Origin of the sequence: Variovorax sp. 350MFTsu5.1 (assembly GCF_048302515.1) — a bacterium.
GTDB lineage: Bacteria > Pseudomonadota > Gammaproteobacteria > Burkholderiales > Burkholderiaceae_C > Variovorax > Variovorax guangxiensis.
On sequence record NZ_CP157620.1, the window covers coordinates 1,570,456 to 1,597,010 of the forward strand.

A 26,555-nucleotide genomic window follows, 5' to 3' on the forward strand; every position below is an offset into this window, starting at 1 on the left:
AAGAAGAAAAAGGGGGTATCAGGCGACGCCCAGGTAGGCCTGGCGCACTGCGTCGGAATTCAGCAGCGCCTGCGCCTCGCCCGAAGCCACGACGCGCCCGCGTTCGAGCACATAGCCCCGGTCGGCGGCCTGCAGCGCCTTGCGCACGTTCTGCTCGACCATCAGCACCGTCACGCCCTGCGAGGCGATGCGGCGCACGATGGACAGCAGCTCGTCGACCATGCGCGGCGCGAGGCCCAGCGAGGGCTCGTCGAGCATCAGGAGGCGCGGCCCGCTCATCATGGCGCGGGCCACGGCCACCATCTGCTGCTCGCCGCCGCTCATGGTGCCGGCGAGCTGCGTGGCGCGCTCCTTCAGGCGCGGAAAGTCGTCGAAGGCGCGCGCGAGGCGCTCGGCGCGCAGCCGCGCCGGAACGAGCCAGCCGCCAAGCTCCAGGTTCTCGGTGACCGTCATCTGCGCAAAGAGCTGGCGCCCCTCGGCCACCAGCGCGAGGCCGCGCTTCACGCAATCGGCAGCGTCGGCCGAAGGCAGGGCGACGCCGTCGAGCAGCACCTCGCCGGTTCGCGGCAGCAGGCCGGCCAGCGCCTTCAGCAGCGTGGTCTTGCCCGCGCCGTTGGGTCCCAGCACCACGGTCACGCCGGGCTGCACTTCCAGGCTCATGCCCTGGATGACCTGGAAGCCGTGATAGCCGGCCGACAGGCCGCGCGCGCTCATGTGGCTCATGTTCGTGCCGCTCATGCCGTCGCCTCCATCTCGTCGCCGAGATAGGCCTCGACCACCTCCGCGTTGCGCACCACCTCGGCGGGCGTGCCGTCGGCGATCTTGCGGCCCTGGTGCAGCACCAGCACGCGCTCCACGTACTTCAGCAGCGTGGCCACCGCATGCTCGATCCACACGACCGTGAGCCCGTGCTCGTCGCGCAGCCGGCGGATGCGCCGCGCCATCGCGTCGACCTCCGCCTCGGTGAGCCCCGCCGCCACTTCGTCGAGCAGCAACACGCGCGGCCGGGTGCCGAGCGCCATGCCGATCTCCAGCAGCCGCTGCTGCGAGGGCGTGATGCCGGCGGCGGTGTTGTTCGCGAGCGCGCCGAGGCCCAGCATGTCGAGAATCTCGCCCGTGCTGCCCAGCCCCGCGATGGGCTCGCGGTGCCTGCCCGCGAACTGCATGCCGAAGCGAACGTTGTCTGCCAGCGTCATGTCGGTCATCACGCGCGGCGTCTGGAAGGTGCGCGCGATGCCGTGGGCCGCGTACAGGTGCGGGCCGCGCCGCGTCAGCTCGATGCCGTCCTCCACCAGCAGCCGGCCGGAGGTCGGCATGACCACGCCCGAGATGGCGTTGAAGAAGGTCGTCTTGCCCGCGCCGTTCGGCCCGATGATTCCGACGATCTCGCCCGAGCGCAGCGTGGCGCTCACCGAGTCGACGGCGGTGAGGCCACCGAAGCGCACCGTGAGCTCGCGGGCTTCCAGCAGGATCCGCGGATTGCTCATGGCCGCGCCTCCCTCGACGCCGGCGCCTTGCGCCGCCACAGCGACGCGAGCCCGTCGGGCAGGTACATCACGCAAAGGATCAGCAGCAGCCCCAGCACCATCATGTAGCCGTAGGGCAGCTGCAGCCGCAGCGTTTCCGACAGCAGGCTGAACACGACGGCCGCCGCCACCGGCCCGCCGATGCTGGCTGCGCCGCCGATCATCGCGATCAGCACGGTCTGGAAGCCGATGAAGGGGCTGAACACCGCCGGCGGGTCGATGTAGGTCCAGCGCACCGCCATGGCCGCGCCGACCGCGCCCGCGAAGGCGGCGGTGAGCGCGAAGCCCATCACCTTCGCGCGGCGCGTGTCCACGCCCAGTGTCTGGGCACGCTGCTCGTCGGCGCCGATGCCCGCGAGCGCCAGCCCGAAGCGGCTGCGCTTGACGAGCAGCGCCGTGGCGATGGCGGCACCGGCTATGGCCAGCACCGTGAGATACACCGTCTCGTTCGATGGCACCACGCTCAGCACGCGGCCCACCGTGCCCGAGACCTGCTTCTCGACGAAGGTCACGGCGTGGCGGATCAGCTCCGTCATGCCGAAGGTCAGCACCGCGAAGTAGGTGCCGCGCAGGTGCAGCACTGCCGCGCCCATCAGCACCGCCACCGCGCTCGCGATGGCCGCGCCGCTCAGTATCACCAGCGGCCAGGGCAGCACTTCGAGCAGCGTCGCGCTCGCGTACGCGCCGAGCCCGAAGAAGGCCGAGGTGGCGAGCGAGAGATAGCGCGTGGCACCGCAGAAGAGCGACCAGCTCGTGGCCAGCGCGATGTACATCAGGCAGCCGAGCGCGACCGAGGCCACGAACTCCGTCGCCACCCATGGCACGGCAGCCGCCAGCACGAGGCCGGCGCCGAGCACCCACCAGGGCTTGTTCGTTGCAGACAGGAGAAGAGTCATTTTCTGGAGAACAGTCCGTTGGGCCGCCAGATCAGCACGCCGATGAACACGGCGTAAGACAGCAGCATCTTGAGCGAGGGGCTGGTGAAGTGCATGCCCAGCGCCTCCACCACGCCCAGCAGCAGGCCGCCGACCAGGCTGCCCGCGACGCTGCCGAAGCCGCCGAGGGTGATGACGATCAGCGCCGTCACCGTGTAGGGCTCGCCCATCGAGGGAGAGATTTCATAGGTCATCGACAGCAGCGAGCCGGCCACGCCCGACAGGCCCAGGCCGATGCCGAACATCAGCGGATGCAGCCGCCTGGTGTTGATGCCCACCAGCTGCGCGCCGGTGGGCGACTGCATCAGCGCGCGCACCGCCTTGCCCAGCAGCGTGAGCTTGAGCAGCGCGATGAGCACCAGGCTCAGCGCCAGCGCCACGCCGAAGAGCACCAGCTTGTTGGCGGTGAAGCGCATCTCGCCCAGCTGCACCGGGTCGGCCAGGTAGTCGTAGCCGCGCAGGTCGCCGCCCCACACGAGCAGGGCGGTGTTCTGCACCAGGAACATCAGGCCGAAGCCCACCATCAGGCTGCGCGCCTCGAACACGTCCACGTTCGGCGCGCGCGCCGCCACCTGCCGGAAGCACAGCCGGTGCACCGCCATGCCCAGCGCCATCAGCAGCACGAAGGCCACCGGCATGAACAGCAGCGGCGACACGCCCAGCGCGGTGTGCGCCCACCAGGTCGCGAAGGCGCCCAGCATCAGGAACTCGCCGTGCGATATGTTCATGATGCGCATCAGCCCGTACTGCAGGTTCAGCCCGATGGCCACCAGCGCGTAGATGCCGCCCGTGATCAGTCCGCCGGCCAGAAGCTCGGCCCATCCGGAGAAAGACACGTGCCTACTTCCAGGCCGGCTTCGGCATCAGCTGCGCGGTGGCGCGGTCTTTCGGCCAGACCACTTCGAAGTCGCCGCCCTGCCATTGCGACACCGTGCCCGGAATCGACGCGTTCTCGCTGCCCTCGAAGCGGATCGGGCCGAGGATGGTCTTGAACTCGTTCTTCGCGATGTGCTCGCGCAGCGCCTTGCGGTCCAGCCCGATCTTCTCCACCGCCTGCTGCAGTATCTGCAGCCCGGCCCATGCATGGCCGCTGGCCCAGCGATCGGGCTCCTTGCCGAACTTCTTCGTGTGCGCGTCGAAGTAGGCCTTGGCCTCGGGGCTTGTCTTGCCGTTCCACGAGCCCATGCCGATCACGCCCTCGGTGTTGGCGGCCATCACGTTCCTGTAGAGCTGGAAGGCGGTGCCGACAGAAGCGTAGAAATGCTTCGGGTTGAATCCCACCTCGCGCGCCTGCCGGCTCGCGAGGATGGTGTCCGGCGGGTAGGTGATGCCGATGAAGGCGTCGGGGTTCAGGTCCTTGATGGTGCGCAGCACCGGCGCGAGGTCTTTCACGCCCAGCGGGTAGCTCTTGCGCTCCACCACCTGGATGCTCGTCTTCTTCAGCGCGTTGTTCAGCGCCGCGAAGTTCTCCAGCCCGAACAGGTCGTCCATGTAGACGATGGCGATGGTCTTCACATTGTTCGCCACCAGCATGTCGACCAGCGCGCCCATCATCTTGTCGGGCTGCTGGAGCAGCGAGAAGAAGAAGGGCAGGCGCATGTCGATCAGCTTGCGCGAGAGCGCGGTGGGCGCCAGCAGCGGATAGCCGAAGCGGTTGGCCAGCGGCGCGACCGCGAAGTTGGCGCCGGAGCCCCAGGGCGGCAGCACCAGGTCGACCTTGTCGCTGCCCATGAGCTTCTCGAAGGTGCGAACGCAGGTCTCGGTCTCGCTGCGGTCGTCGTAGCCGATCAGCTCGATGGGGCGCCTCGTGCCTTTCACCGAGAGCCCGCCCGCCGCGTTGACCTGCTCGGCCCACAGCAGGTAGTTGGGTTCCTGGCTCACCTGCGCGCCTGCCGCCCAGGGGCCTGTGCGTGCGATGGCGTAGCCGATCTTCACGGGCCCGCTCTGGGCGAACAGTTGCGGCGCGACGGCGGCCGCTCCGAGGGCGGTGGCGGTGCCCTTGATCCAGGTGCGGCGATCGGGTCGAAGCATTGAAGTCTCCTCCGGGCGTCGGTATGCGCCCGCTGCCCGGAATCGTAGAAATCGCAGCCTTCGCGCGCTGTGCCAGCCGCGCACAAAGCACTTGACGCAGCGTGCACGCGCCTAGTGGTTAACCCGCAATCCCTTGGGCCGCGAAGGCGCTTCACAATGCGCGGCAACCCGGCTTCGTGCTGAAATCTTTCGTTCTCGTCCCCACTGCCGTTACAGCCGCCCAGCCCGCATGACCGCCTCGCTGCTCCTGTCCACCGACCAGATCCCGCCCAAGGAGCGCGGGCCGCTGTGGTGCGAATGGGTGTGGCGCCACTTCGGCGGACTGGGCTCCGACCTCTACGACGACAGCGAATTCGACGGCCACCTCGCGGCCTCGCACGCGGGCGACGTGATCCTCACGCGGCTGGAGGCCAACCGCCACCGCGTGCTGCGCACCACGCAGATGGCGCGGCTGAGCGAGGCGCCCTACCTGAAGATCGTCGCGCCCTGGCAGGGCTCGGCCGAGGTCACGCAGCGCGGCCGCGCCGCGGCGGTGCGCTCGGGCGGATGGACGCTCTACGACACCACCGCCGACTACACCGTGGCCAACCCCGAGCGCAGCGACCACCTGATCGTGATGCTGCCCAAGAACCAGATCGCATCGCCCGCGCTGCCGCTCAACGACCTGGTGGCGCGGCGCATCGGCGGCGGCAGCGGCATCTCGCGCGTGGCGCTGGAGACCATGCGCAACACCTACCTGGAGCTGCCCTTCATGAGCGAGGCCGCCGCGCGCGGCGCGGGCGAACTGCTGATCCAGCTCGTGCGCCTTTCGTTGATGGAGCTGGCGGGCCAGGAAACGCCGCAGACGCAGCGCGAGGCCCTGAAAGACCGCATCCGCCGCCACGTTGCGCAGAACCTGCACGACCCGGCGCTGTCGATCGACAGCATGGCCCTGGCCCTGCGCTGCAGCAAGCGCCTGCTGCACAGCGCCTTCGCCGACGACGACGAAACCCTCAACGGCTACATCCAGCACCAGCGGCTGGCGGCGAGCATCCGCGAGTTGCTCGACCCGGCGAACGCGGCGAGGTCGATCACCGACATCGCGCTGGCCTCGGGCTTCGGCAACCTCTCGCACTTCAGCCGCGTGTTCCGCGAGCACACGGGTGGCAGCCCGAGCGAGTTCAGGCGGCAGGCGAAGCTGCGCTGACCGGCGGCACCGCGTCGTCCACGCTCCACGGCGCATACACCTCGGCGTGCAGATCGGGCGAATTCACCTTGGCCAGCAGGTCGCGCACGTCGTCCTTCACGCGCGCCAGCGACAGGCGCACGCCGCGCACGCGCACGTAGGCGGCGAAGTCGCACAGCGCCTCGATGCTGGTCGCGTCGAGGTCGGGCGACTCCTCCAGGCTCAGCACCATGCGCTGCAGGCCCGGCGTGACGTCGATGCGCGCGCGTATCGACGCGAACACCGCGTCCGCATTGCCGAAGAAGAGCGGCACCTCGGGCCGCGCGATCAGCACACCCGGGGGCACCACCGCCTCGGGGTGGCGCGCGGTATCGACGAAGTCGTGGCTCTGGCCCAGCCGCCCGAGCCAGCTCACGGTGGTGCGCGTGAAGCCGCGCAGCAGCAGCAGGATGCTCACGCCGATGGCCGCCAGCAGACCGTTGAGCACGCCCAGCACCAGCACCGCCGCGACCGCCACCAGCGCCACCAGCCGGTCGCGCCGCCACTGGAAGTAGGGCCGCAGCGCCGTAGGGCTCAGCGTGTGGCTCACTGCGTGGATCACGATGGCCGCCAGCAAAGGCTCGGGAGTGTGCGCGATCCACGGCAGCAGCGTGAGCACCGCCACCAGCACCACCAGCCCCGCCACGATGCCGGCCGCCCGGCTTCTGGCACCCGCGGATTCGTTGGCCGAGGTGGCCGAGTAGCCTGCGCCCACCGGCATGCCCTGGAACAGCGCCGACAGCAGGTTCGCGCCGCCCAGCGCCAGCAGGTCGCGGTTGGCCGACACGTTGTCGCCATGGCGCATCGCGAAGGTACGGATCGAGCCATAGGACTCCGCATAGAGGATCAATGCCATCGCGAAAGCCAGCCCGCCGAGGTTCTGCCACTGCGCCCGGTCGAGCTGCGGCACCGTCGGATGAGAGAAGTCGAGCGAGATCGGCCCCACCGCCGCCACACGCCATGCGTGGCAGAGGCCGTACACGTCGAGCACGATGCCGGCCACGATCACCAGCAGCGCCGCCGGCACCGCGCGCCAGCGTGCAAGGCCGCGCAGCAGCACCAGTGCCGTGAGCGCCATTGCCGCGCCCGCGATGTTCCAGTGCCGCCAGTCGGCCACCAGCCCTGCGAAGAGCCGGAAGAAATCGCTGTGCGCCGGATGCACGTCGAGCACCTTGGGCAACTGCTTGACCACGATGGTGAGCGCCAGCCCCAGCGCGAAGCCGCGCAGCACGGGCTTGGCGATCAGGCTGGACACCGCGCCGAGCCGGGCAATGCCCGCGATGACGAAGAACAACCCGGCGAGAAGAACGATGCCCATGCCCATCGCCAGCCGCGTGGCGGTGTCCGCCCCCGTCACCGACGTGGTGGCGGCGAACAGCACCGCGGCAGACGAAGAGGTGGCGGAAACGATTGCGAAGCGGCTGCTGCCGAAGAGGCCGTAGACCAGCAGCCCCGCGAAGAGTGCGATCACTCCGGCCTGCGGCGGCAGCCCCGCGATGCCCGAATAGGCCACAGCCTCGGGAAGAAGCAGGCCGGCGATGGAAATGCCGGCCACGATGTCGGCGAAGCCGGGGTGGCGGGCGTTGGCTGTCGGTGTCGGCGAGGGTTCGGCGGCCATGGGCAGGCAAGTGTGCTGTTGTCGCCCCATGCTGGCAATGGCTCGCGGACCGGAAGCTGACTCATCGAACGGGCATACTCGCGCGCGCCCGAAAAACCATATCTCTCTACAACAAGGATCCCATGTCAGGACACGGCTTTCACGTGCACGGCCCGCACGATCACGAACTCGAACACGCCGCATCGGGCGGCCACGGTCATGGCGACGGCCATCACGCAGCCCCGGCAGCGGAGCACTCCGGCGGGATGAGCATGACGAGCAAGATCGCCATGTGCACGGCCGTCATCGCCACCTTCGGCGCCATCTTTGCGTACATGGGCGGTGCCACGCAGGCCAACGCGGGCATCTACAAGAACAACGCCGCCATCAAGAAGACCGAAGCGTCCAACCAGTGGAACTACTTCCAGTCGAAGAGCACCAAGCAGGCCCTCGCCGAATTCGCCCGCGACACCGCGACCGACGACGCGCGCAGGCAGGGCTGGCAGGCCAAGGTGACGCGCTACGAGCAGGAGAAGACCGACATCCAGACCGAGGCGAAGAAACTGGAGGCGGAAGCAAGCAAGTGGGATGCGAAGTCGGATGAGCAGATGCATCAGCATCACCGGTGGGCTCAGGCGACTACCGTGCTGCAGGTTTCGATTGCGTTGGCTGCCATCGCGCTGCTGACGAAGAACAAATGGCTGGAGCGGGCGATGTTCGGGGTGGCGGTGGCGGGGCTTGTGGTGGGCGGGTTGGCCGCATTCCACGTATAACCCTCCGGGCCCCTCGGGCTCCGAAATCGCGCCGAAACCGGACACCCGTCAAGAAACCCTCCTTCCCGAATAAAGCTTGGCGCGCGCCAGGCAATGCGCGTATGGTGGGTTCACTTGTTGCTCGCGCCAACCCATCGATCCTGGTGGCACGCCTGTACTGAGTACCGGGTGTGCCATGGATGGAGAAACTTTCGTCTACGACGGCCGGGCAGGGCCGTGGACCTGCACTATCAGCCTGCTGAAGGCCGATGACGGCAACTTCGCCGCGGTGGGGACATCGCGTTCCGGGGCGAGCATCGGTGCAAGCTGGTGCTGACGCGGCCCGGCATTTCGGTCGAGACCGGCATCGGCATCCTGAAGTGCCGCTGCATCGCCTGGATAGAGCAGGCGCAACTCGACGACGAAGAGCAGACGACGCTTCCCACCTGAGCAGCCTGCCTGCCTGTCTGCCTACTTCTGCTGCTGCGGAGCCGTCGGCGCCGTGGTGGGAGCGGTCTGCGCGCCACCCTGCACCTGCGCGGCCGGCGGCGGGGCTGTTTCACGCGAGGGGCCTTCGCCGCGCTTGTCCACGGCGTAGAAGTAGATCAGCGCGCCGAGCATCACGAGGATGGCCACTGTCACGCTGAACACGAACACGCGCTGGTTGTCGCGCCGGTCGTCCCTCGCCTGCTGTCTTCTCGATAGTTCGCTCATGGCATCTTTCCTTTCCTGCGACGGCGCGGATGAATGCAGGAGCGCAGACATCCGCACGTTCAAGGGAAACGCTAGGACTTCATGAGGCGCCACGTGTCGGACATCCACTGAGGCCCCTGTCGCGAAGACACCCGAACGCTGGCAACGCGAGATGCTCTTGTCCGACACCCCGGCACCGGTGCCTCGTCCAGATTGACCTGGCCGGCAGCCAGAGCACCCGGCAAGGAGCACGCGATGACTCAGATGGAAGCGGCGGGACCGGACGCGGGAGGAGAGCGGGGGCAGGCGGAGCCACCCGGGCGCAAGGGCTGGCTCTCCAAGCTCGGCCCCGGCCTCATCACGGGCGCGGCCGACGACGACCCCAGCGGCATCGCCACCTACTCCCAGGCCGGCTCGAAGTTCGGCTACGACCTGGGCTGGACGCTGCTGCTGACCTATCCGCTGATGGTCGGCATACAGCTCGCCAGCGCGCGTATCGGCCGGGTCAGCGGCCATGGGCTGACGGAGGCCTTCCTGCGGCTGTGGCCGCGCTGGGTGGTGTGGCTGCTGGTGGGTTCGCTGGTGGTTGCCAACGTGATCAACCTGGGTGCCGACCTGAACGCGATGGCCGATGTTTCCGCGCTGGTGGCGGGGGGCTCCAAGGCAGCCTATGCAATCGGCTTCGGCGTGGTGTCGCTGGCGCTGCAGATCTGGCTGCCCTACGAACGCTACGTGCGGGTGCTGAAGTGGCTCACGCTCTCGTTGCTCTCGTACGTGGCGGTGGCCTTCGCCGCCCACGTCGACTGGGCGGCCGCAGCCAAGGGCGCTCTGCTGCCGCACCTGCAGTGGAACAAGGACTTCATCACCACCTGGGTCGCGATCCTCGGCACCACCATCAGCCCCTACCTGTTCTTCTGGCAGGCCTCGCAGGAGGTGGAGGAGATCAAGCGCGTGCCGCAGGACCAGGCCCTGCGGCACGCCCCCGCGCAGGCGCCGGGTCAACTGCGCCGCCTGAAGATCGACACCTGGGTGGGCATGGGCTTCTCCAATGCCATCGCCTTCTTCATGATCATCGCGACGGCGGCCACCCTGCATGCGCACGGCCAGACTTCCATCGAGACGACTGCGCAAGCAGCGCAGGCGCTCAAGCCGGTGGCGGGTGAGGCGGCTTTCGTCCTGTTCGGCATGGGCATCGTGGGAACAGGGCTGCTTGCGTTGCCCGTGCTCGCCGGCTCGGCCGCGTATGCGCTGGCGAGCCTGCTGGGCGTTCGCAAGGGCCTGGACCATGCGCCGGGCAAGGCCCCGGCGTTCTACGCCATCCTTGCGGCTGCGATGCTGATCGGGCTGGCCATCGGCCTCTCGGGCATCAGCCCGATGACTGCGCTGGTCTATGCCGCCATCATCAACGCGCTGGCCTCGGTGCCGATCATGATCGGCGTGATGCTGGCCGCGTCGAGCCGCGCGGTGATGGGCGAACTGGTGATTGCGCGCCGCCTGAAGATCGTGGGATGGGCGGCCACCGGCGTGATGCTGGTGGCCGCCGTGGCGACGCTCGTTGCCGCGTGGTCCTGAGCAGGCCCGGCCCCGGTCAGGCCATCAACTCCATCTCGGCCATCAGCTCTTCCTTGCGCTGCGCAAGCTGCTCGCGCATGGCGACGAGGTCGAGCCCGCGCGTCGCGCGCGCCTTCACGAAGATCTCGTTGCGCTCTTCCTTCACGTGGTGGTCGATGTACTCGCCGAGCACCTTCACCTTGGCGTCGAACTTCTCGTCGATCTCGGTGGCGTCCTGGATCTGCGCGATCAGCTCCTTGGCGCTGGCGTGCTCAACCTCGGCCTCGTCGAGCAGGTCGGTCTCGCTGATGGCTTCGCGCAGGGCGGGGTAGAAGATTTCTTCCTCGATCTGCGTGTGCACCTGCAGCTCCATGCAGATCTGCATCGCCAGATCGCGCTTCTTCCCCGGTGCGCTCTGAGAGCGGGAGTGGGCGAGTTCGTCGTACGCCGTGAAGAGCTTCTTCACGTTCTTGTGGTCGGTATCGAGGAGGCTGCAGGCGTCGGGGGTTGCACGGCGGGTCGTTGACATCGTGGGCTCCATGGTGGGTTGATGAAAAGGGAACACAAAGAAGAAAAGAAGGTGAAGCCGCAAGATGGACCGCGGCTCGCCCGCTTCGCGTAGGAGAGCGTCGTACGCCCCTGGCGGCGCCTTTCTCTGCGCGCAACAAGCTGCAACACCGGTGTTCGAAAGCCGGCATCGCCAGCGAAATCCCACCCCCACGTAGTGCATGGCCTGACAGAGGGGCCCGGTGGGCGCGCTAGCGTGCATCGACGGCGCACCGATCCGGTTCGCGGGCGCGGTGCCCGCGAGGTCAGGTGCTTCGGCGAAAGGACGCTCCCATGATCCGCAAGCTCGCATCCGGCCAGTACCGCCTCTACGCCCGCAAGGTCGACCCGAAGACCGGCAAGCGGCGCAACCTCGGCACCTTCGATTCGCGCGAGGCGGCACAGCAGCACGAGCGCGAAGTGCAGTACTTCAAGCGCCACGGCTGAGCCACCGGCACGAACAGTCAGCAAGGCCTCGGCAAGTGACGCGCGAGGACTGGACCCACGGCAACGCGGCGCGGCTGCTGGAGAACGGCGACGAATTCTTCCCGCGCGTCTTCGATGCCATCGCGCAGGCCCGCCAGTGGGTGCTGCTCGAAACCTTCATCCTCGAGGAGGACAAGGTCGGCCTAGCGCTGAGCGACGCGCTGCGCGAGTGCGCAGCCCGCGGTGTGCGCACGGTGCTCACCATCGACGGATTCGGCTCGCCCCGGCTCTCGGCTCGCTTTCTGGCGCGGCTGACGCAGGCGGGTGTGGAAGTGCACGTGTTCGATCCGGGGCGGTCGCTCTTCGGCCAGCAGCTCAACCTGCTGCGGCGCATGCACCGCAAGCTCGTGGTGGTCGACGACACAGTGGCCTTCGTGGGCGGCATCAATTTCTGCGCCGACCAATTGCTGGACTTCGGCGAGCTGGCCAAGCAGGACTACGCGGTGGAACTGCGCGGGCCCATCGTCGGGCGCATACGCAGCTTCATGCAGCACACCGCGGGCGACACCCGCGTTCCCCAGGATATCGAGGCACCGCCGCCGGCCGCCGGCAAGGCCGCGGTGCTGTTCGCGCGAAGGGACAACAGGGCCTCGCCCGACAGCATCGAGAAGATCTACCGCCAGGCCATCCGCACCGCGCGCGCCCGCATCGTCATCGCCAATGCCTATTTCTTTCCGGGCTATCGCCTGTTCCGCGACCTGTGCCGGGCCGCCGCGCGTGGCGTGGAGGTGAAGCTGTTCCTGCAGGGCATGCCCGACATGAAATCGGTGCGCTTCGCGACCCAGCTGCTCTACGGCCACCTGCTGGGCGCGGGCGTGGAGGTGCATGAATACTGCGCGCGCCCGCTGCACGGCAAGGTAGCCATCGTGGACGACGCATGGAGCACCGTGGGCTCCAGCAACCTCGATCCCCTGAGCCTCACGCTCAACATGGAGGCCAACGTGGTCATCGTGAGCCGCGCGTTCAATTCACAGGTGGCCAGGCATCTGGCGGCGCTGGAGACCGAATGCGAGATCGTGCAGCGCGAGAAGCTGTCCGCATGGAACCGATGGCCGCCGCTGGGCAGCTTCATCGTCTTCCACGTGCTGCGCTGGGTGTCGCGCATCGGCACCTGGCTGCCGGGCAGGCGGCAGAAACTGCAGGTACTGGCGGGCAGCGATGGCGGCGCGCGCCAGCCGGCCCCGCCACTCAGATGAAGGGCACGCCCCCGGTCACCGCCACCGTGGCTCCCGAGATGTAGCTCGCCTGGTCGGAGGCGAGCAGCACATACACCGCCTGCAGCTCCGCCGGCTGGCCGGGCCGCTTCATCGGTGTCTGCATGCCGAAGTTCTTCACCTTGTCGGGCGGGAGGGTCGAAGGGATCAGCGGCGTCCAGAACGGGCCGGGCGCCACGCAGTTCACGCGGATGCCCTTCTCGGCCAGCAGCTGCGCCATGCCGCCGGACATGTTCTGGATCGCCCCCTTGGTCGCCGCGTAGGCCACCAGCGTGGCGTTGGGCTTGTCGGCGTTGACCGATGCGGTGCTGATGATGGCGCTGCCCGGCTTCATGCAGGCGGCCGCTGCCTTGCAGAGGAAGAAGTTGGCGTAGACGTTGGTGCGGAAGGTGCGGTCCAGCTCCTCGGCCGTGATCTCGGCCAGGTCCTTGTGTGCCATCTGGAAGGCCGCGTTGTTCACCAGCACGTCGAGCTTGCCGAAGCGCTCCATGGCGGTGTCCACCAGCTTCTTGCAATGGGGCTCCTCGCGGATGTCGCCGGGCACGGCAACGCAGGTGCGGCCCTCCTTCTCGATGAGTTCGGCGGTGCGACGGGCGTCGGGCTCTTCCTCCGCAAGATAGGAGATCAGCACGTCCGCGCCCTCGCGCGCGAAGGCCAGGGCGACGGCGCGGCCGATGCCGCTGTCTCCGCCGGTGATGAGCGCCGCCTTCCCGACGAGCTTGCCGGAGCCGACGTACGAAGACTCGCCGAAGTCTGGCGGCGGATCCATCCGCGATTCGAGGCCGGGCGGTGCCTGGCGGGGCGTGTCGAAGGGTGGCTTCGGGCCGGATTGCATGGGGTGTGTCATGGCTTTCTCCAAACGGGTTGAAACAACGGGCTCAACGCTTGCGCGCTCGCTCGGCGGGCAGGCGGATGCGCGAGCCGGAGGTGGTAGCGATGCCGAAGACCGTGTCGCACTGCTCCAGCAGCATCGCGTGGCGCCTGGCCGTCTGCGTGGCCGTGCAGTCCTTGGGAAGCACCACCTCGAAGCCGCGCATGCGCGCGTCGGAGGCTGTGCTCAGCACGCACTGGTCGCTGGCCACGCCGGTCACGACGAGGCGGCGGGCCTTCAGCACGCCCAGCAGCTGTTCGAGCGGCGTGGCGACGAAGGCGGATTGCTGCGGCTTGAGCACGAAGTAGTCGTCATGGTCCGGCGCGAGGCCGGCAGTGACGGCTGCGCCGGGGCCGCCGCCGGCCATCGACAGATCGACCAGCGCGCTCAAGTCGGAGCGCCAGCGCCCGCGGTTGTCGTTGGCATAGATCACCGGCACGTTCCGCGCCTTGCACCGCCGCTTCAGGGCTGCGATGGCAGGCGCGACCGCCACGGCGGCGGGCAGCAGCCTGTCGGCGTCGGGAAAGTCCCAGCAGCTGATCATGTCGACGATGAGAAGGGCGGTCCCGCCATTGGCTGCCTCGACCGCCAGCGCGCCGCGCGGCGGCGACGAACTGGCGCTGAGGCGGCGAGCTGTGGCCATGTGTCCAAACCGGAAAGGCCGCTCGCTCAGCTCTTGCCGGGGTCGCGATTGGTCTCGGGCGTGAGATCCTCGGTCAGGCCGAAAGGCGCGGAGTCGTCGTGCTTCGTGCCTTCCACGTCCTTTTTGCTGTCCTGCATGCGTTCGCGCGGCGCGGGGCCCGCGACGTCTTCGCCGGCCTTGGTCTTGCGCGCGGTGAAGGACTCCGCGCCGCCGATGTTGTCCACGCCGCCGCTGGTGGTGGGGCGGGTGCCGTCTCCGGTGCCGGTGACGCGGGGGGTGCTGCTGGTGCTGCTGCTCATTGCGGTCTCCTTGCCTGCGATGAATTGGGGATGAAGAGGGGTCATCCTGCGCACCAGTGTTCGCAGCGGCTGCGCACGCGAGCGAAGCAATCGCCGCCGCTGCGGGTCGGTGGTTTCTTACGTGAGCGGCATGGGCTGCGGCTCAGGACCGTCGCTTGACGATGCTCAGCTTGCCGTCGCGCTCGAGCACCGCGCGTTCGACTTCGTGCAGAGGCACGCCGCCGGCCTGCTGGCGCAGGGCCTCGTCGAGGTCCTTGCGCGACACCAGCGCGTGGCGCATCGCGTTCTCGTCCATCCGGCCGTCGCGCACCAGCGTGATCTTGTGGCCGTTGATCAGGTCCTCGAAACCCTGCCACCGCATGCTCGCGAGCGCGACCAGCCGGTGCGTGACGACCAGCGCCGCGCCGGCCGCCATGGTGCTCCAGAAGGGCGAGGCACCGACCACCGCGCGGCTCAGCACCGCACCCAGCAGCACCGTGATGCAGGTGTCGAAGGGACTCTGCTGCCCGAACGACCGCCGGCCCGAGGCGCGGATCATCGCCAGTGCGAGGAAGAAGACGACCAGCGCCCGCGCGGCCATCTGCCACGCAGCGAGTTCGGAGCCTTCGCCGAAGAGCCAGTCGATGAACTGCATCGCCGTCGTCATCACCGCAGCCGCTATTGCACCGGAGGCTTGGAGGGCTTGGGTGCCTGATGGCTGTCGTCGCAAGCCTGCTTCTTCTCTTTCTTGAACACGCTGAGCGTTCCGTCGCTCTCCAGCCGCGCGACGCGCACCTCCGAGAAATCCGCCACGCCTTGCTCGCGCAGCTTGCCGAGCAGTTCGTCGGTCCTGATCATTTCGCGCCTGAGCGCCCGCCGGTTCAGGCGGCCGTTGCGGATGAGGACCTCGGGGCGCGGCTCCAGGAAACGCGCTACGGGCTCGAAGTGAAAGCTCAGCCAGTCCAGCGCGAAGTTCCAGGCGACGAGCGTCGCGAGCAGCACGAACCCGTCGTCGATGGACTTGTATTCGCCCTGCATCGCGTTGCTCGACGCATCGGCGACCAGCACCACGAAGAGCAGGTCGGCCACGCCCATCGAGCCGATGTCGCGCCGCAGCACGAAGCGGAACACGAGAAGCAGGAACCAGTACACGACAGTTCCGCGCACCACCATGTGCCATACAGGAAACTCGCGCGCGAAAAGCTCGGCGACTTCGCTCATGCTGTCTGCCCTCTCGATCAGCCTCCAACATAGGTTCGGCCCTGATGGGGCCGTGTCGGCAGGCGCATGAGCGGGCTGTAGGCGATGGCCACCCCGGCCCCGGATGCACCCGCGCTACCGCGCGTTCACGCGACCCACCAGTTCACCGCGAGGAATGGCGTCGGGTCGTCGGGCAGGTGGAAGAGGATGTCGCCCCGGCCTGCGAGGGGGCCGGCCCTGCTTGCGAGGTAGCGGACCGTGACGTGGGTCTGCGGCTGGGGCGGGGTGCCGCAGAAGATGGAGGCCCGGCCTTGCTCGATGAAGCGGGACAGCAGGTGGCGGGCGTCGGGGTCGAGCGGGGCCGGGGCGGCGTCGCCGCCCGATGCCGATCTCAGCAGCGCCTGGGCGCGTTGGCCATCGATGCGCGCCATGCGCTCCTCTTCGGTGCTCCACTGAATGGACGCGGCCTGCGCAAGCTCCTCCAGCTGAACTCGTGAGAGACGCACGATTGCATGTCCGACGGGCACGGCGATATCCGGCTGGGCGACGGAGAAGGGCAACGCGATCAGGCGTCTTTCGTCGGTGTCTTCACCGGCGCAAGGGCGAGGGGTATCGGGCATGGGCATCGTCGCGCGTGGTGTCGGGAAGGAAAGATGGCGTGGCATTCTCATTGTGCGCTCGACGCCAATCGAGGGCGGCGGCTCGACAGGGCGCGACATGGCCACGCTGCGCAGCCTCACTGACCCCTCACTGGTCTTCTTCCCGCCCCCGGTACTGCGCCATCAAGACCTGCTGCACATTCGGCGGCACGGCCTCGTAGTGCGACAGCGCGATCGTGTACCGCCCCTGTCCGCTGGTCATCGCGTTGAGCCGCGACTGATAGCTCGCCAGCTCCGCCATCGGCACCTGCCCCCGGACCGCGGCGGCACCGGCTCCGATGGTCGACGTACCGGTCACCAGCCCGCGCCGTGACGACAGATCGCTCGTGACATCGCCCACCGCATGCTCGGGCGCCACGATCTCTATCTGCACGATCGGCTCCAGCACCACTGGCCTGGCCTCGCGGATGGCCGCCATGAAGGCCTTGCGGCCGGCGGTGGCAAACGCGATGTCCTTGCTGTCCACGCTGTGGTGCTTGCCATCGTGCACCACCACGCGCACGTCCACCACGGGGTAGCCGGCGATGGCGCCGCATGCCAGCACTTCGCGCACGCCTTTCTCGACGGCGGGAATGAACTGGCCCGGAATCGCTCCGCCCCTGACTTCATCGGCGAACTCGAAGCCGTCGCCGCGCGCGAGCGGCTCGATGCGCAGGAAGACTTCGCCGAACTGCCCCGCGCCGCCGGTCTGCTTCTTGTGGCGGTGATGGCCCTCCGCCGGCGCGGTCACGGTCTCGCGGTAGGCGATGCGCGGCGGACGGGTCTGCACCTCGAAGCGGTACACCTCGCGCAGGCGATCCAGCACCATGCGCAGATGCAGTTCGCCGAGTCCGTAGAGAACGGTCTCGTTGGTCGCGACCACGTGCTCGATGCGCAGGCAGGGGTCTTCGGCCGCGAGCTTGCCGAGGATCTCCCATGCGCGCTGCTCGTCGCCATGGCGCCTGGGCTCCACGGCCAGTCCGTGCACGGGTACCGGAAACTTCAGCGGCGCGAGATGCACATGGCTGTCTTCCGCCGCGTCGTGCAGCACGGCGTCGAACTGGATCTCCTCCACCTTCGCCACCGCCACGATGTCGCCCGGCACCGCGCGCGGCACTTCCACATGGTCCTTGCCCTGGAGCATGAACAGGTGGCCCACCTTGAAGGGCTTGCGGCCGTCTCCGATGTAGAGCTGGCTATCGCTCGCCAGGGTGCCCTGGTGCACGCGCATGATGCCGAGCTTGCCGACGTAAGGGTCGCTCGTGACCTTGAACACATGGGCCAGCACGTGCAGCGAAGCATCGGGCCTGGCCTGCATCGGCTTTGCATCGGCGCCTTCGCCGAGCAGGAAGTCCGGAGGATTGGCTTCGCTCGGGTCGGGCAGAAGCTTGACGAAGATGTCGAGCAGCTCGGCCGCGCCCGCGCCGCTGCGTGCCGAGATGAAGCACACGGGAATCAGGTGCCCTTCGCGCAGCGCCTGTTCGAGCGGCGCATGCAGCTCGCTGGCGTCCACGTCGCCATCGTTCAGGTAGCGCTCGACGAAGGCCGCATCGACCTCGACGACCTGCTCGACCAGCGCGCGGTGCGCCGCATCGACCGAACCGATGTCGGACTCGCCTTCGCGGTTGTAGAAGCAGTCGATCACGCGCGTGCTGCCGGCTGCCGGCAGGTTCAGCGGCAGGCATTCGCGGCCGAAGGTGGCCTGGATCTGCGCCAGCAGGCCGGCGAGGTCGGCGCCGGGGTCGTCGATCCTGTTGACGACGATCAGGCGCGCGAGGTGGCGCGATGCCGCGTAGTCCATCATGCGCAGCGTCATCGGCTCGATGCCGGCGCTTGCATTGACGACGATGGCGGCGGTTTCCACCGCTTCCAGCGCGGGCAGGCTCTGGCCCAGGAAGTCGGCGCCGCCGGGGGTATCGATGAGGTGGATGCGCGTGCCGTCGTGCGCCAGGTGCATCAGGGTTGCATTGAGCGAATGCTGCATCCGCTTCTCGAGCGGGTCGTGGTCGCTGACGGTGGTGCCGCGCTCCACGCTGCCGCGTGCCCCGATGGCCCCCGCCTCGTGCAGCAGGGCCTCCGCGATGGAGGTCTTGCCGGACGCGCAGGCGCCGACGAGCGCCAGGGTTCGCACCGCTTCCATTTCGGCCGCGAGGCCGTTCGATCGGCTTGGCATGCGTGGCTCCTTCACGCCCGCAAGACAGGCCCGGCGGCCCGCTTGGGCTCGGGTGCTGCGCGCGGACGCCGGGTCAGCCTACGGTATTGACCGTACCGATGCAAGCGGAAATGGCCGGGTCGCGAAGGGGGCCTTCGTTAAACTGCGCGGGTGAACTCCTCCTGCGAGCCTCCCAGTAGGCCGCTGGCCTGCGCCAGCAACAACCTGCAACGCGGCGCTGCGACCGATCCTTCCGCAGCCGCCTTGCGTCTTCAGTTTCCCCAGTCACCCGTTGCCGGAACGGCCCGCGCCGCTCCGGGGCGCGGCCGTTTGCGCGCCTCTTTTCTCCAATCATGATCGAACTGCTCTCCGACCCGGCCGTCTGGCTCGGTCTCCTGACGCTGGTCGTCCTGGAGATCGTGCTGGGCATCGACAACCTCGTCTTCATCGCGATCCTCGCGGAGAAGCTGCCGCCGCGCCAGCGCGACAAGGCAAGGCTCATCGGCCTGAGCCTCGCGCTCTTCATGCGGCTGGGGCTGCTGTCCATCGTCTCGTGGCTGGTGACGCTGACCACGCCGCTGTTCTCCCTGTGGGGCCAGGATTTCTCCGGCCGCGACCTGATCCTGCTCGGCGGCGGCCTGTTCCTGCTGTTCAAGGCCACGTCCGAGCTGCACGAGCGGCTCGAAGGCGTTCCGGAGCACACGGCCAGCGGCCCGGTGGCCTATGCGGGCTTCACGCTGGTGGTCACGCAGATCGTGATGCTCGACGCAGTGTTCTCGCTCGACTCGGTGATCACCGCCGTGGGCATGGTCGACCACCTGCCGGTGATGATGGCCGCGGTCGTCATCTCCATCGGCATCATGCTGTGGGCCTCGAAGCCGCTCACGCGCTTCGTGAACGCGCATCCGACGGTGGTGATGCTGTGCCTGAGCTTCCTGCTGATGATCGGCCTGAGCCTCGTGGCCGAGGGCCTGGGCTTCCACATTCCCAAGGGCTACCTCTACGGCGCCATCGGCTTCTCCGTGATGATCGAGGCGCTGAACCAGTGGGCGCGGCGCAACGCGCTGAAGCACGAAGCCCGCAGACCGCTGCGCGAGCGAACGGCCGAGTCGGTGCTGCGGCTGCTGGGCGGCAGGGCGCGCGGCGAGCCGGTACCAGCCGGCGCGGGCCCCTCCGATGCCACGCCCGAGGCGCAGGAAGAGCCCGCCTTCGCCGTCGAGGAGCGCAACATGGTGAGCGGCGTGCTCTCGCTGGCCGACCGCACCGTGCGCTCGGTGATGACGCCGCGCACCGACATCTCGTGGGTCGATCTCAACGACGACCCGGTCGCGGTGCGCGAGCAGTTGCTGGACACGCCGCACGGCATCTTCCCCGTGTGCCGGGGCTCGCTCGACGACGTGGTGGGCGTGGCGCGCGCCAAGGACCTGCTGGGCCAGCTGATGCGCCACGGCAGGATCGACGAGAGCGCCGGCCTGCGCGCGCCCATCTATGTGCCCGAGTCGACCACGGCGATCCGCCTCATCGATACGCTGCGCGGCGCGCGCGGGCAGCTCGCGCTGGTCAACGACGAGCACGGCGCGCTCACCGGCGTGGTGACGCCCATCGACGTGCTGGAGGCCATCGCCGGAGAGTTTCCCGACGAGGACGAGACGCTGGAAATCATGCAGACCGCACCCGATGCATGGACCGTCTCCGGCAGCGCCGACCTGCACCTGCTGGAGCAGGCGCTGCAGACCCACGGCCTCGTGGGCGACGACGACAGCTACACCTCGGTCGCTGGCCTGCTGCTGGCGCGCTTCGGTGGACTGCCCCCGCGCGATGCCCGCTGGACGCACGACGGGTACGATTTCGTGGTGACCGAGGTCGATGCGCAGCGCATCCGCACGGTCATCGTCCGCCGCGTGCCGGTGGACGATCCCGGAACCTGACCTGCACCGACCACCATGACCGCCAACCACCGCCAGCCCGTCGCGCTGAACAGGGCCTATCGCCTGCTGAACCACGGCCCCACCGTGCTCGTGAGCGCCGCGCATGGCGGCAAGTGCAACATCATGGCGGCAGCCTGGGCCATGCCGCTGGACTTCGATCCGCCCAAGGTGGCGGTCGTGCTCGACAAGAGCACCTGGACGCGCGAGCTGCTCGAGGGCGCCGGCGCTTTCGCGCTGCAGGTGCCGGTGCGCGCCCAGCTCGACCTGACCGAGACGCTGGGCAACAGCTCCGGCCGCGAGATCGTCGAGAAGTCGGGTCATGACAAGTTCGCCGCCTACGGCCTCTCGACCTTCGCGGGCACGGCCACCGACGCGCCGCTGCTCGAAGGCTGCGCCGCCTGGCTCGAATGCAGGCTGCTGCCCGAACCGGCCATCCAGCAGCGCTACGACCTGTTCCTCGGCGAGGTGATCGCCGCGCAGGCCGACGAGCGCGTGTTTTCCAACGGGCGCTGGCATTTCGAGGGGCACGACGAATTGCGCACGCTGCACCACGTGGCGGGCGGGCACTTCATCATCGACGGCGAAGCGGTAGATGCGCGGCCGCTGCAGCGGCCGCCCCGCTAGGGAAAGAGCAAAGAAGCTCAGGCCGAGGAGCCGTCGCGCGCCGCGCGCGGCACCAGCATCGCGCGCAGCACGAGCATGCCGCACACGGCCGCCGCCAGCGCCATCAGCACGGCCCACAGCAGCCGCGAGGGCGAGGCCGCATCGAGCCAGTCGCCCAGCAGCAGCGTGGTGGTGTTGTAGGCCCCATGCAGCGCGATGCACGGAATGAGCGAGCGCGTGCGTTCATAGAGCCAGCCGAGCACGGTGCCGATGACGAGGCCGACGATGAACTGGTAGATGTTCATGTGCGCCGCGCCGAAGAGGAGCGCCGAGATGAAGATCGCCTGCCATCGCGGATAGCGGGTGAGGAAGCCGCGCAGCACGATGCCGCGGAAAAGCATTTCCTCCAGCAGTGGTGCCACCACGCACACCGCGAGCACGGCCGCCACACTGCCGTCGGCCATGCGGCTGAACATCGCTTCTTCCCACGCGGAAGGCGGTGCGATGCGCATCATGATGTTGAGCGCCGAGGTGAGCGTCAGCAGCAGCGCGGGCACCAGCAGCAGCACCGGCGGCACCACGAGCATCAGCATTGCCCCGGCGGAGGCGCGCGACTGGTGGAATAGCGTGCGGTAGCTGAGCTGCTGGAAGTGCATCACCACCGCGAACACGCAGCCGTTGCCCAGCACGGCCGCGAGCACGCCGATCTGCATGCTGGTCAGGCGCAGCCACCCGTTGGCGTCGCGCAGCGCCGCGCCGATGACGAGTTCGCAAAGGAACAGCGCCACGAACAGGAGGACGGCTTGCGCCACCGAGGGAAAGGCGGCGCTTTTCGGGGAGGGCATGGGCGGAAGCGGGGCAGGGAGACGGCGCGCATGTTACGCGAGCGGCATGTTCAGCCGCGTTTCAGGCACCGCGAGAGTGGCGCGAGCGCGATCCCGCTGTATTGGCCGACCCCGAGCGCCAGCGCGCGCAGCGCCGTGTATTCGTGCAGCCGCGCGCCGCCATGCGGGTCGCCGGGCATGATGCCGGCGGCCGGGTGGCACATGAGCACGTCACCGGTGCGGCAGGCCGAGAGCCATTCGGACAAACGCTGCTGGTGGCGTTCCATGTCGCCTGAGAAGTCGTAGACGCCCAGCAGCCGGCTGCTGGTGGGAATGTCGTGCCGGGCGGCCAGTGCAGCAAGCCGCGCGCCGCCCAGCATGTGGATGACGCGGGCCTTCAGACTGTCGGGTCCATGGCGCCAGCCCGGCGCCGTGTTGCGGACCCAGGGCGGCGAGGAGGGATAGCGCCGCGAGATTTCTTCCACCAGCAGCTCGCGCACCACCGGGAACTGGTGGACGTGCCGGTGCCCGTCCACGAAGGCGGGGGCACGGCCCATGGCGTCCTCGAAGCGGGTGAGCTGGTCGCGGATGTCGGCCTGCAGGCCCGGCGCGAAGATGGTGCGCGTGTACGTGCGCGCGAGCAGGCCGCCCAGCCCCGGCTCGGGGCCGCCGGCATGCGCGGGCCGCGTGAGGTCCAGGTGCAGGCCGGTGTCGAACTCCGCTGGCTCCAGGCGCCGCAGCAGCCTGGCTCCGGCCAGCCAGGCCTCGCGGCGCACCATGCCGCTGGCGGCGGAGATCTTGCCCTTCTCGGCAAGGTCGAGCACGGCCGAGTTGATGCCCGCGCTCATGCCGAAGTCGTCGGCGCAGATGCAGAGGCAGCGGGGCGATTCAGCCATTGCCGTTGGCGCCCGAGTGCGGGGCGGGAGTTGGGGGCGCCGCCGGGGCTGCGGCGGGGAAGGGGGCGGTATCCAGGCAGTGCGGATCGCCCGTGGCGCTGCCCTTGAAGTGCCAGGCCGCCAGCCCGTCGTTCACCGCCACCAGCTGCGCATGGTGCAGCCAGGGGTTCGCGAGATGCGCCGTGTTCGAGCCGACGACCCAGGTGGCGTGCGGCACGCACAGCACGTCCGCGAGTTCGGTTCGGTCGACCAGCGTGCGCGCCGCGCGCGCCGGATCGAAGCGGCTGGCGTCGAAGATCTCCTTGCGCCAGTTGTCGCGCGTGTCCTCGGCCGCCGCCTTCCAGTCGTCCGCCACCAGCACCGGCTCGCGCAGGTTCCAGTAGAAGGGAATCTCGTAGTGGTAGCCGTCGAGCATCAGCACCTGTTCACCCGGTGCCACCGCTTGCCCAGCCGGCAGGCGCAGGCGCGTACCTGGCGGCGACGAGTACACCATGACCGCGACCACGCAGCCGATGCACACCGTTGCCGCCGCCAGCGTCATCGCGCGAACCTTCGGCAGCAGGGCTTCGAGCGAGCGGCTCGCCAGCACCCGCTGCGCGATCAGGTACGCCAGCGGCGGGAGTGCCGGAAGAACGTAGCCCACCAGCTTGGACCGCGGCAGCGAGAAGAACACCACGATCACCGCGAGCCAGATCCACATCAGCCGGTCGATGTCCGGCAGCCGGGGGCGTGCCGCGTCGTCGCTCGTTCCCTCGTTCGACCCGCGAGGGACGAACACCCATGCGAACCAGGGCAGCGTCAGGCCCGCCAGCACCGGAAGATAGAACCAGAAGCCGTGCTCGTTGTTGAAGCCCGACGACGCGAAGCGCCGGAAGTGCTGGGTGACGACGAAGTAGTCGAAGAACTCCGGATACCGCAGCTGCATCGCGACGAACCACGGCCCGGCCACGGCCAGCAGCACGGCCCAGCCGGGCAGCCACAGCGCGAGCCGCAACGACGCGAGCCTGCGCGTCGTTGCGCACCAGATGAAGATCACCATCGCAGGCAGCACCAGGCCGATCAGCCCCTTGGCCAGCAGGCCGGCCGCGGCGAACAGCCAGGCGCCGGCCAGCAGCGCTCGCCACGGTTCCTCGCGCTCCCGGGCCAGCGCCGCGCCGGCCGCCAGCAGCACCGTGGCCGAGATGCAGCCCGCCACCAGCATGTCGAGGTTGGCGAACTGCGCGCCGAGGAAGAAGAAGGGCGTGGTCGCCAGCACCACCGTGGACAGCAGCGCCAGCCGCGCCGTCGACCAGCGTCGCAGGAAGAGGAAGAGCGCCGCCGCGGCCACTGCGCCGCCCAGGACGGACGGCAGCCGCGCGGCCCATTCCACCGGACCGGTGATCGACATGGCCGCCGCGCCTATCCAGTAGAAGAGCGGCGGCTTGTGGAAGAAGGGCAGCCCGTCGAGCCGAGGCACCAGCCAGTCGCCCGAGCGAAGCATGGCGAGCGCGACGCCGCCGTAGCGGCCCTCGTCGGGCGCCATCAGCGGGCGCATCCATGCGGTGGCCAGCAGCCAGGCGAAGAGGGCGACGATGATCCATAGCGGTCGGGGGGAGGTCCACCATGCGGGAGCGGCCCGTTTCATGTCCGCCCGGTCTCCAGCCCCGTGCCGCGCTCGCGGCGCACCACGTAGAGCGGCCGTCCCTTCACCTCCTCGTAGATGCGCGCGATGTACTCGCCCACGATGCCGGTGGAGATCATCTGGATGCCGATGAAGAACATCAGGCTCGCGACGATGGTGGTCCAGCCCGAGACCGAGTTGCCGAACAGCAGGTAGTCGACCGCCACGAAGGCGCCGTAAGCGAAGGCCGGCACCGCCAGCATCAGCCCCACCACGCTGACCACCCGCAGCGGCCAGGTGGTGAAGGCGGTCAGCCCGTCGATGGCCAGCCCCACCAGCCGCCGCGTGTTGAAGCTGCTGGCGCCCTCCGCGCGCGGCGCGGGCGTGTAGGGCAGCGCCACGGCGCGAAAGCCCACCCAGGCATACAGGCCCTTCATGAAGCGGCTGCGCTCGGGCAGGCTCATGAGCGCGTCGACCACCTTGCGGTCCATCAGGCGGAAGTCGCCCGCGTCCCTGGGCACGGCGAAGCGGTCGGACGCGTTGACCAGGCTGTAGAAGAGCCTGCTGCCGAGCTGCTTGAAGCGGCTTTCGTCGCTGCGCTGCTCGCGCACCGCGTACACCACCTCGGCGCCGGCCACCCACTGCGCGATCATGGTGTGGATGAGCTCCGGCGAATGCTGCAGGTCGCCGTCGAGCAGCACCACCGCGTCGCCCGTGGCGGCGGCGAGGCCCGCGGTGAGCGCGGCTTCCTTGCCGAAGTTGCGCGACAGCGAGATGCAGCGAAAGCCCGAGAGCTCGCACCATGCCTCGGCAACGGCCACGGTGTCGTCGGTGCTGCCGTCGTCCACCACGATGATCTCCCAGCGCAGGCGCGTGGCCCAGAGGATGTCCTCCAGCAGCGGCAGCAGGCGCCGCAGGTTCGGCCCCTCGTTGAAGCAGGGGATGACGCAGGAGATGCTGCGCGCTTCGTCCGGCGGCGCGAAAGCGACGGCCGCGCGCGTCGCGGGAGCATCGTCGGCCTGTTGCAGCCGGATCGGGGCGCGCGAGTGCCGGCTGTTGTCGGTCGATGAAATCATGGATGCCTCCAGAAAGAAGCGGCCGCTGGGGTGTCGTCGCGAGTGCGGCCAACGGGCGACGCCGGAAAAGAAACGAAGCGGTGCACCAGCAGCTGCGCGAGCGCGAGCAGGCCGGCGATGGCGCCCCCGAGCAACATGCCGGCGACGATGTCGATCGGGAAATGCACACCCACGTAGACGCGCGCCCAGCCCGTGACCGCCGCCAGCGCCAGCAGCGGCACGCCCAGCCTGCGCAGGCCGGGGCGCAGCAGTAAGGCCAGCGCCACCATGAACATCACGGTCGCGTGCGTGCTGGGCAGCGAGCCGCGGCCGGCGTGCTCGATGTAGGCAGGAGCAAGCCCGAGGACGAACGGGCGGGGCGTGTTCAGCGCCAGCGCGATCGCGTGGGAGGCCATCGATGCGAGGCCGGAGAAGGCCGCGACGATGAACAGATAGGCGCGTTCGGCGCGATGCCGCCACAGCGCGAAGACGAGCACGCCCGCGCACAGCCAGCTGCCCCAGAGCGCGAAGGCTGATGCGAAGGACAGCACCCACGGCGTGGGCTGGCTGCCGGCGGTGAGCCACTGGAAAAGCGTGATGTTCAGTGCGTTCATGACGCCACCTTCATGGGCGTGGTCGGGAACTGGAAAACGGCGGGCGAACGAAGCCACGCGGCGCCACGGGCGCAGCAGGAGAAACTTGACATGGTCGGACCTTTCGACAGGGAAGAGAGAGCCCGCTGCGAGGCGCAGCGGACCACCCGACGCGCGAGGCGCCGTGTCTCAAGTGACGGAAGGTGGTGCGACGGTAGGCGGCAGTCGACGCCAGGGTTGCGCCGGAGGTGGCGCGCCGCCGTGCGGCGGCACGTGTTCGGGCGCTTCGCGCGCGATGGGAACGGCGAGCCGCGCGACGGCCAGTGCCAGCGGCAGCATCGCGAGCACCATCGCCATCAGCATGCCCAGCGCGAGGTCGAATGCATCGGGGTGGTCGATGCTCGCGGCGGCCTGGGCGAACAGCGTGGTCTCACGGTCGGACGGATGGTCCGCGCGGTCGTCGGCCTCGAATTGGGTGGTGTCGCTGGCGCTGCGCACGCGCAGCATCGGCTCGTCTTCCAGCCCGTCGCAGCGGAAGTGTGCCGCGATGAAGGGCTGCAGAAAAATCAGCAGCATGCCCGCGACGCACCACGCCTTGTGGTGTGCCTCGACGAAACGGCGAACGCGCGCGAGCAGCAGCATGCGCGAATGCTAGGAGGCTCGTGTGAACCGAACCTGATCGTGCGGGTCAGCATCCCGCAAGGTTGAAGATGACGCGCGTGTGAAGGGTTCCTGGGGG

At 68.8% G+C, this 26,555-nt stretch carries 28 protein-coding genes; 7 read left to right on the forward strand and 21 right to left on the reverse strand.

The features are described from left to right. Positions 1-18: 18 nt before the first annotated feature. Genes ABL843_RS06775 through ABL843_RS06795 form a run of 5 tightly spaced genes read right to left on the reverse strand, consistent with a single transcriptional unit; the run spans position 19 to position 4,492 of the window. Positions 19-738 carry an ABC transporter ATP-binding protein gene (locus ABL843_RS06775; protein ID WP_418119381.1) on the reverse strand — a complete coding sequence of 240 codons (720 nt, stop codon included), beginning with the start codon at positions 736-738 and terminating at the stop codon, positions 19-21. Next, positions 735-1,487, reverse strand: coding sequence for an ABC transporter ATP-binding protein (locus tag ABL843_RS06780; RefSeq protein WP_418119382.1), 753 nt, complete (start codon positions 1,485-1,487; stop codon positions 735-737). The genes ABL843_RS06775 and ABL843_RS06780 overlap by 4 nt, the downstream gene beginning before the upstream one ends. Further along, entirely contained in the window at positions 1,484-2,422 is a 939-nt protein-coding gene (locus ABL843_RS06785; protein WP_418119383.1) for a branched-chain amino acid ABC transporter permease, read from the reverse strand. Before ABL843_RS06785 ends, ABL843_RS06780 begins: the two co-directional genes overlap by 4 nt. Continuing rightward, positions 2,419-3,297, reverse strand: coding sequence for a branched-chain amino acid ABC transporter permease (locus ABL843_RS06790; protein ID WP_184635186.1), 879 nt, complete (start codon positions 3,295-3,297; stop codon positions 2,419-2,421). Before ABL843_RS06790 ends, ABL843_RS06785 begins: the two co-directional genes overlap by 4 nt. 4 nt (positions 3,298-3,301) lie before the next feature. Beyond that, positions 3,302-4,492: an amino acid ABC transporter substrate-binding protein gene (locus ABL843_RS06795; RefSeq protein WP_418119384.1), complete on the reverse strand. Its 1,191-nt coding sequence runs from the start codon at positions 4,490-4,492 to the stop codon at positions 3,302-3,304. Between the two features lie 229 nt (positions 4,493-4,721). Between ABL843_RS06795 and ABL843_RS06800 the strand changes: the two genes are divergently transcribed. Further along, the gene (locus ABL843_RS06800) at positions 4,722-5,678 is read left to right on the forward strand and encodes a helix-turn-helix domain-containing protein (protein ID WP_126023060.1); all 957 of its coding nucleotides are present in this window, start codon (positions 4,722-4,724) and stop codon (positions 5,676-5,678) included. Here ABL843_RS06800 and ABL843_RS06805 read toward each other — a convergent pair. Then, on the reverse strand, positions 5,653-7,314 hold the full coding sequence (locus ABL843_RS06805) for a SulP family inorganic anion transporter (protein ID WP_418119385.1): 1,662 nt from the start codon (positions 7,312-7,314) through the stop codon (positions 5,653-5,655). The two genes, ABL843_RS06800 and ABL843_RS06805, sit on opposite strands and share 26 nt — an antisense overlap. A 122-nt stretch (positions 7,315-7,436) precedes the next feature. Here ABL843_RS06805 and ABL843_RS06810 point away from each other — a divergent pair, with 122 nt between their 5' ends. After that, positions 7,437-8,066 (forward strand): DUF4337 domain-containing protein, encoded by a 630-nt coding sequence (locus tag ABL843_RS06810; RefSeq protein ID WP_418119386.1) that lies wholly within the window; start codon positions 7,437-7,439, stop codon positions 8,064-8,066. Between the two features lie 450 nt (positions 8,067-8,516). Here ABL843_RS06810 and ABL843_RS06815 read toward each other — a convergent pair whose 3' ends face one another. Continuing rightward, positions 8,517-8,759 (reverse strand): hypothetical protein, encoded by a 243-nt coding sequence (locus ABL843_RS06815; RefSeq protein ID WP_184635203.1) that lies wholly within the window; start codon positions 8,757-8,759, stop codon positions 8,517-8,519. Positions 8,760-8,993: 234 nt separating this feature from the next. On the opposite strand from ABL843_RS06815, the gene ABL843_RS06820 reads away from it, so the two are divergent. Beyond that, a complete protein-coding gene (locus tag ABL843_RS06820; protein ID WP_418119387.1) occupies positions 8,994-10,310 on the forward strand; it encodes an Nramp family divalent metal transporter in 1,317 nt (438 codons plus the stop codon). 16 nt (positions 10,311-10,326) lie between these two features. Here ABL843_RS06820 and ABL843_RS06825 read toward each other — a convergent pair whose 3' ends face one another. After that, the gene (locus ABL843_RS06825; RefSeq protein ID WP_418119388.1) at positions 10,327-10,818 is read right to left on the reverse strand and encodes a hemerythrin domain-containing protein; all 492 of its coding nucleotides are present in this window, start codon (positions 10,816-10,818) and stop codon (positions 10,327-10,329) included. A 311-nt stretch (positions 10,819-11,129) separates the two neighbouring features. Here ABL843_RS06825 and ABL843_RS06830 point away from each other — a divergent pair, with 311 nt between their 5' ends. Beyond that, positions 11,130-11,282 carry a hypothetical protein gene (locus ABL843_RS06830; RefSeq protein WP_184635207.1) on the forward strand — a complete coding sequence of 51 codons (153 nt, stop codon included), beginning with the start codon at positions 11,130-11,132 and terminating at the stop codon, positions 11,280-11,282. A 35-nt stretch (positions 11,283-11,317) separates the two neighbouring features. Then, positions 11,318-12,517, forward strand: a complete 1,200-nt coding sequence (clsB, locus tag ABL843_RS06835; protein WP_418119389.1) for a cardiolipin synthase ClsB — start codon at positions 11,318-11,320, stop codon at positions 12,515-12,517. Here the strand turns inward: clsB and ABL843_RS06840 are convergent. From ABL843_RS06840 to fusA, 7 genes are all read right to left on the reverse strand, one after another. Continuing rightward, complete coding sequence (locus tag ABL843_RS06840; protein ID WP_184635211.1) at positions 12,510-13,382, reverse strand: SDR family oxidoreductase; 873 nt, start codon at positions 13,380-13,382, stop codon at positions 12,510-12,512. The two genes, clsB and ABL843_RS06840, sit on opposite strands and share 8 nt — an antisense overlap. Positions 13,383-13,413: 31 nt before the next feature. Next, a complete protein-coding gene (locus ABL843_RS06845) occupies positions 13,414-14,049 on the reverse strand; it encodes an isochorismatase family cysteine hydrolase (protein WP_418119390.1) in 636 nt (211 codons plus the stop codon). 26 nt (positions 14,050-14,075) lie between these two features. Next, on the reverse strand, positions 14,076-14,348 hold the full coding sequence (locus ABL843_RS06850; RefSeq protein ID WP_418119391.1) for a hypothetical protein: 273 nt from the start codon (positions 14,346-14,348) through the stop codon (positions 14,076-14,078). Between the two features lie 142 nt (positions 14,349-14,490). Beyond that, a complete protein-coding gene (locus ABL843_RS06855) occupies positions 14,491-14,994 on the reverse strand; it encodes a DUF421 domain-containing protein (RefSeq protein WP_184635215.1) in 504 nt (167 codons plus the stop codon). A gap of 11 nt (positions 14,995-15,005) precedes the next feature. After that, on the reverse strand, positions 15,006-15,548 hold the full coding sequence (locus tag ABL843_RS06860) for a DUF421 domain-containing protein (RefSeq protein WP_418119392.1): 543 nt from the start codon (positions 15,546-15,548) through the stop codon (positions 15,006-15,008). 125 nt (positions 15,549-15,673) lie between these two features. Beyond that, positions 15,674-16,153 (reverse strand): hypothetical protein, encoded by a 480-nt coding sequence (locus tag ABL843_RS06865; RefSeq protein ID WP_418119393.1) that lies wholly within the window; start codon positions 16,151-16,153, stop codon positions 15,674-15,676. Positions 16,154-16,274: 121 nt separating this feature from the next. Then, on the reverse strand, positions 16,275-18,338 hold the full coding sequence (gene fusA, locus ABL843_RS06870; protein ID WP_418119394.1) for an elongation factor G: 2,064 nt from the start codon (positions 18,336-18,338) through the stop codon (positions 16,275-16,277). Between the two features lie 335 nt (positions 18,339-18,673). Here fusA and ABL843_RS06875 point away from each other — a divergent pair, with 335 nt between their 5' ends. After that, positions 18,674-20,245, forward strand: coding sequence for a TerC family protein (locus tag ABL843_RS06875; protein ID WP_418120445.1), 1,572 nt, complete (start codon positions 18,674-18,676; stop codon positions 20,243-20,245). 15 nt (positions 20,246-20,260) lie between these two features. Continuing rightward, positions 20,261-20,869, forward strand: coding sequence for a flavin reductase family protein (locus ABL843_RS06880; protein ID WP_418119395.1), 609 nt, complete (start codon positions 20,261-20,263; stop codon positions 20,867-20,869). 17 nt (positions 20,870-20,886) lie between these two features. Here the strand turns inward: ABL843_RS06880 and ABL843_RS06885 are convergent, their stop codons facing one another. The 6 genes from ABL843_RS06885 to ABL843_RS06910 form a co-directional block, all read right to left on the reverse strand. After that, complete coding sequence (locus tag ABL843_RS06885; protein WP_418119396.1) at positions 20,887-21,693, reverse strand: lysostaphin resistance A-like protein; 807 nt, start codon at positions 21,691-21,693, stop codon at positions 20,887-20,889. A gap of 50 nt (positions 21,694-21,743) precedes the next feature. After that, positions 21,744-22,568, reverse strand: a complete 825-nt coding sequence (locus tag ABL843_RS06890; protein ID WP_418119397.1) for a ChbG/HpnK family deacetylase — start codon at positions 22,566-22,568, stop codon at positions 21,744-21,746. Further along, complete coding sequence (locus ABL843_RS06895; protein ID WP_418119398.1) at positions 22,561-24,192, reverse strand: ArnT family glycosyltransferase; 1,632 nt, start codon at positions 24,190-24,192, stop codon at positions 22,561-22,563. Before ABL843_RS06895 ends, ABL843_RS06890 begins: the two co-directional genes overlap by 8 nt. Further along, positions 24,189-25,244 carry a glycosyltransferase family 2 protein gene (locus ABL843_RS06900; RefSeq protein ID WP_126023071.1) on the reverse strand — a complete coding sequence of 352 codons (1,056 nt, stop codon included), beginning with the start codon at positions 25,242-25,244 and terminating at the stop codon, positions 24,189-24,191. Before ABL843_RS06900 ends, ABL843_RS06895 begins: the two co-directional genes overlap by 4 nt. Beyond that, entirely contained in the window at positions 25,241-25,837 is a 597-nt protein-coding gene (locus ABL843_RS06905) for a phosphatase PAP2 family protein (RefSeq protein ID WP_369659387.1), read from the reverse strand. The genes ABL843_RS06900 and ABL843_RS06905 overlap by 4 nt, the downstream gene beginning before the upstream one ends. A 168-nt stretch (positions 25,838-26,005) precedes the next feature. After that, positions 26,006-26,458 carry a hypothetical protein gene (locus tag ABL843_RS06910; protein WP_418119399.1) on the reverse strand — a complete coding sequence of 151 codons (453 nt, stop codon included), beginning with the start codon at positions 26,456-26,458 and terminating at the stop codon, positions 26,006-26,008. Between the last annotated feature and the right edge of the window lie 97 nt (positions 26,459-26,555).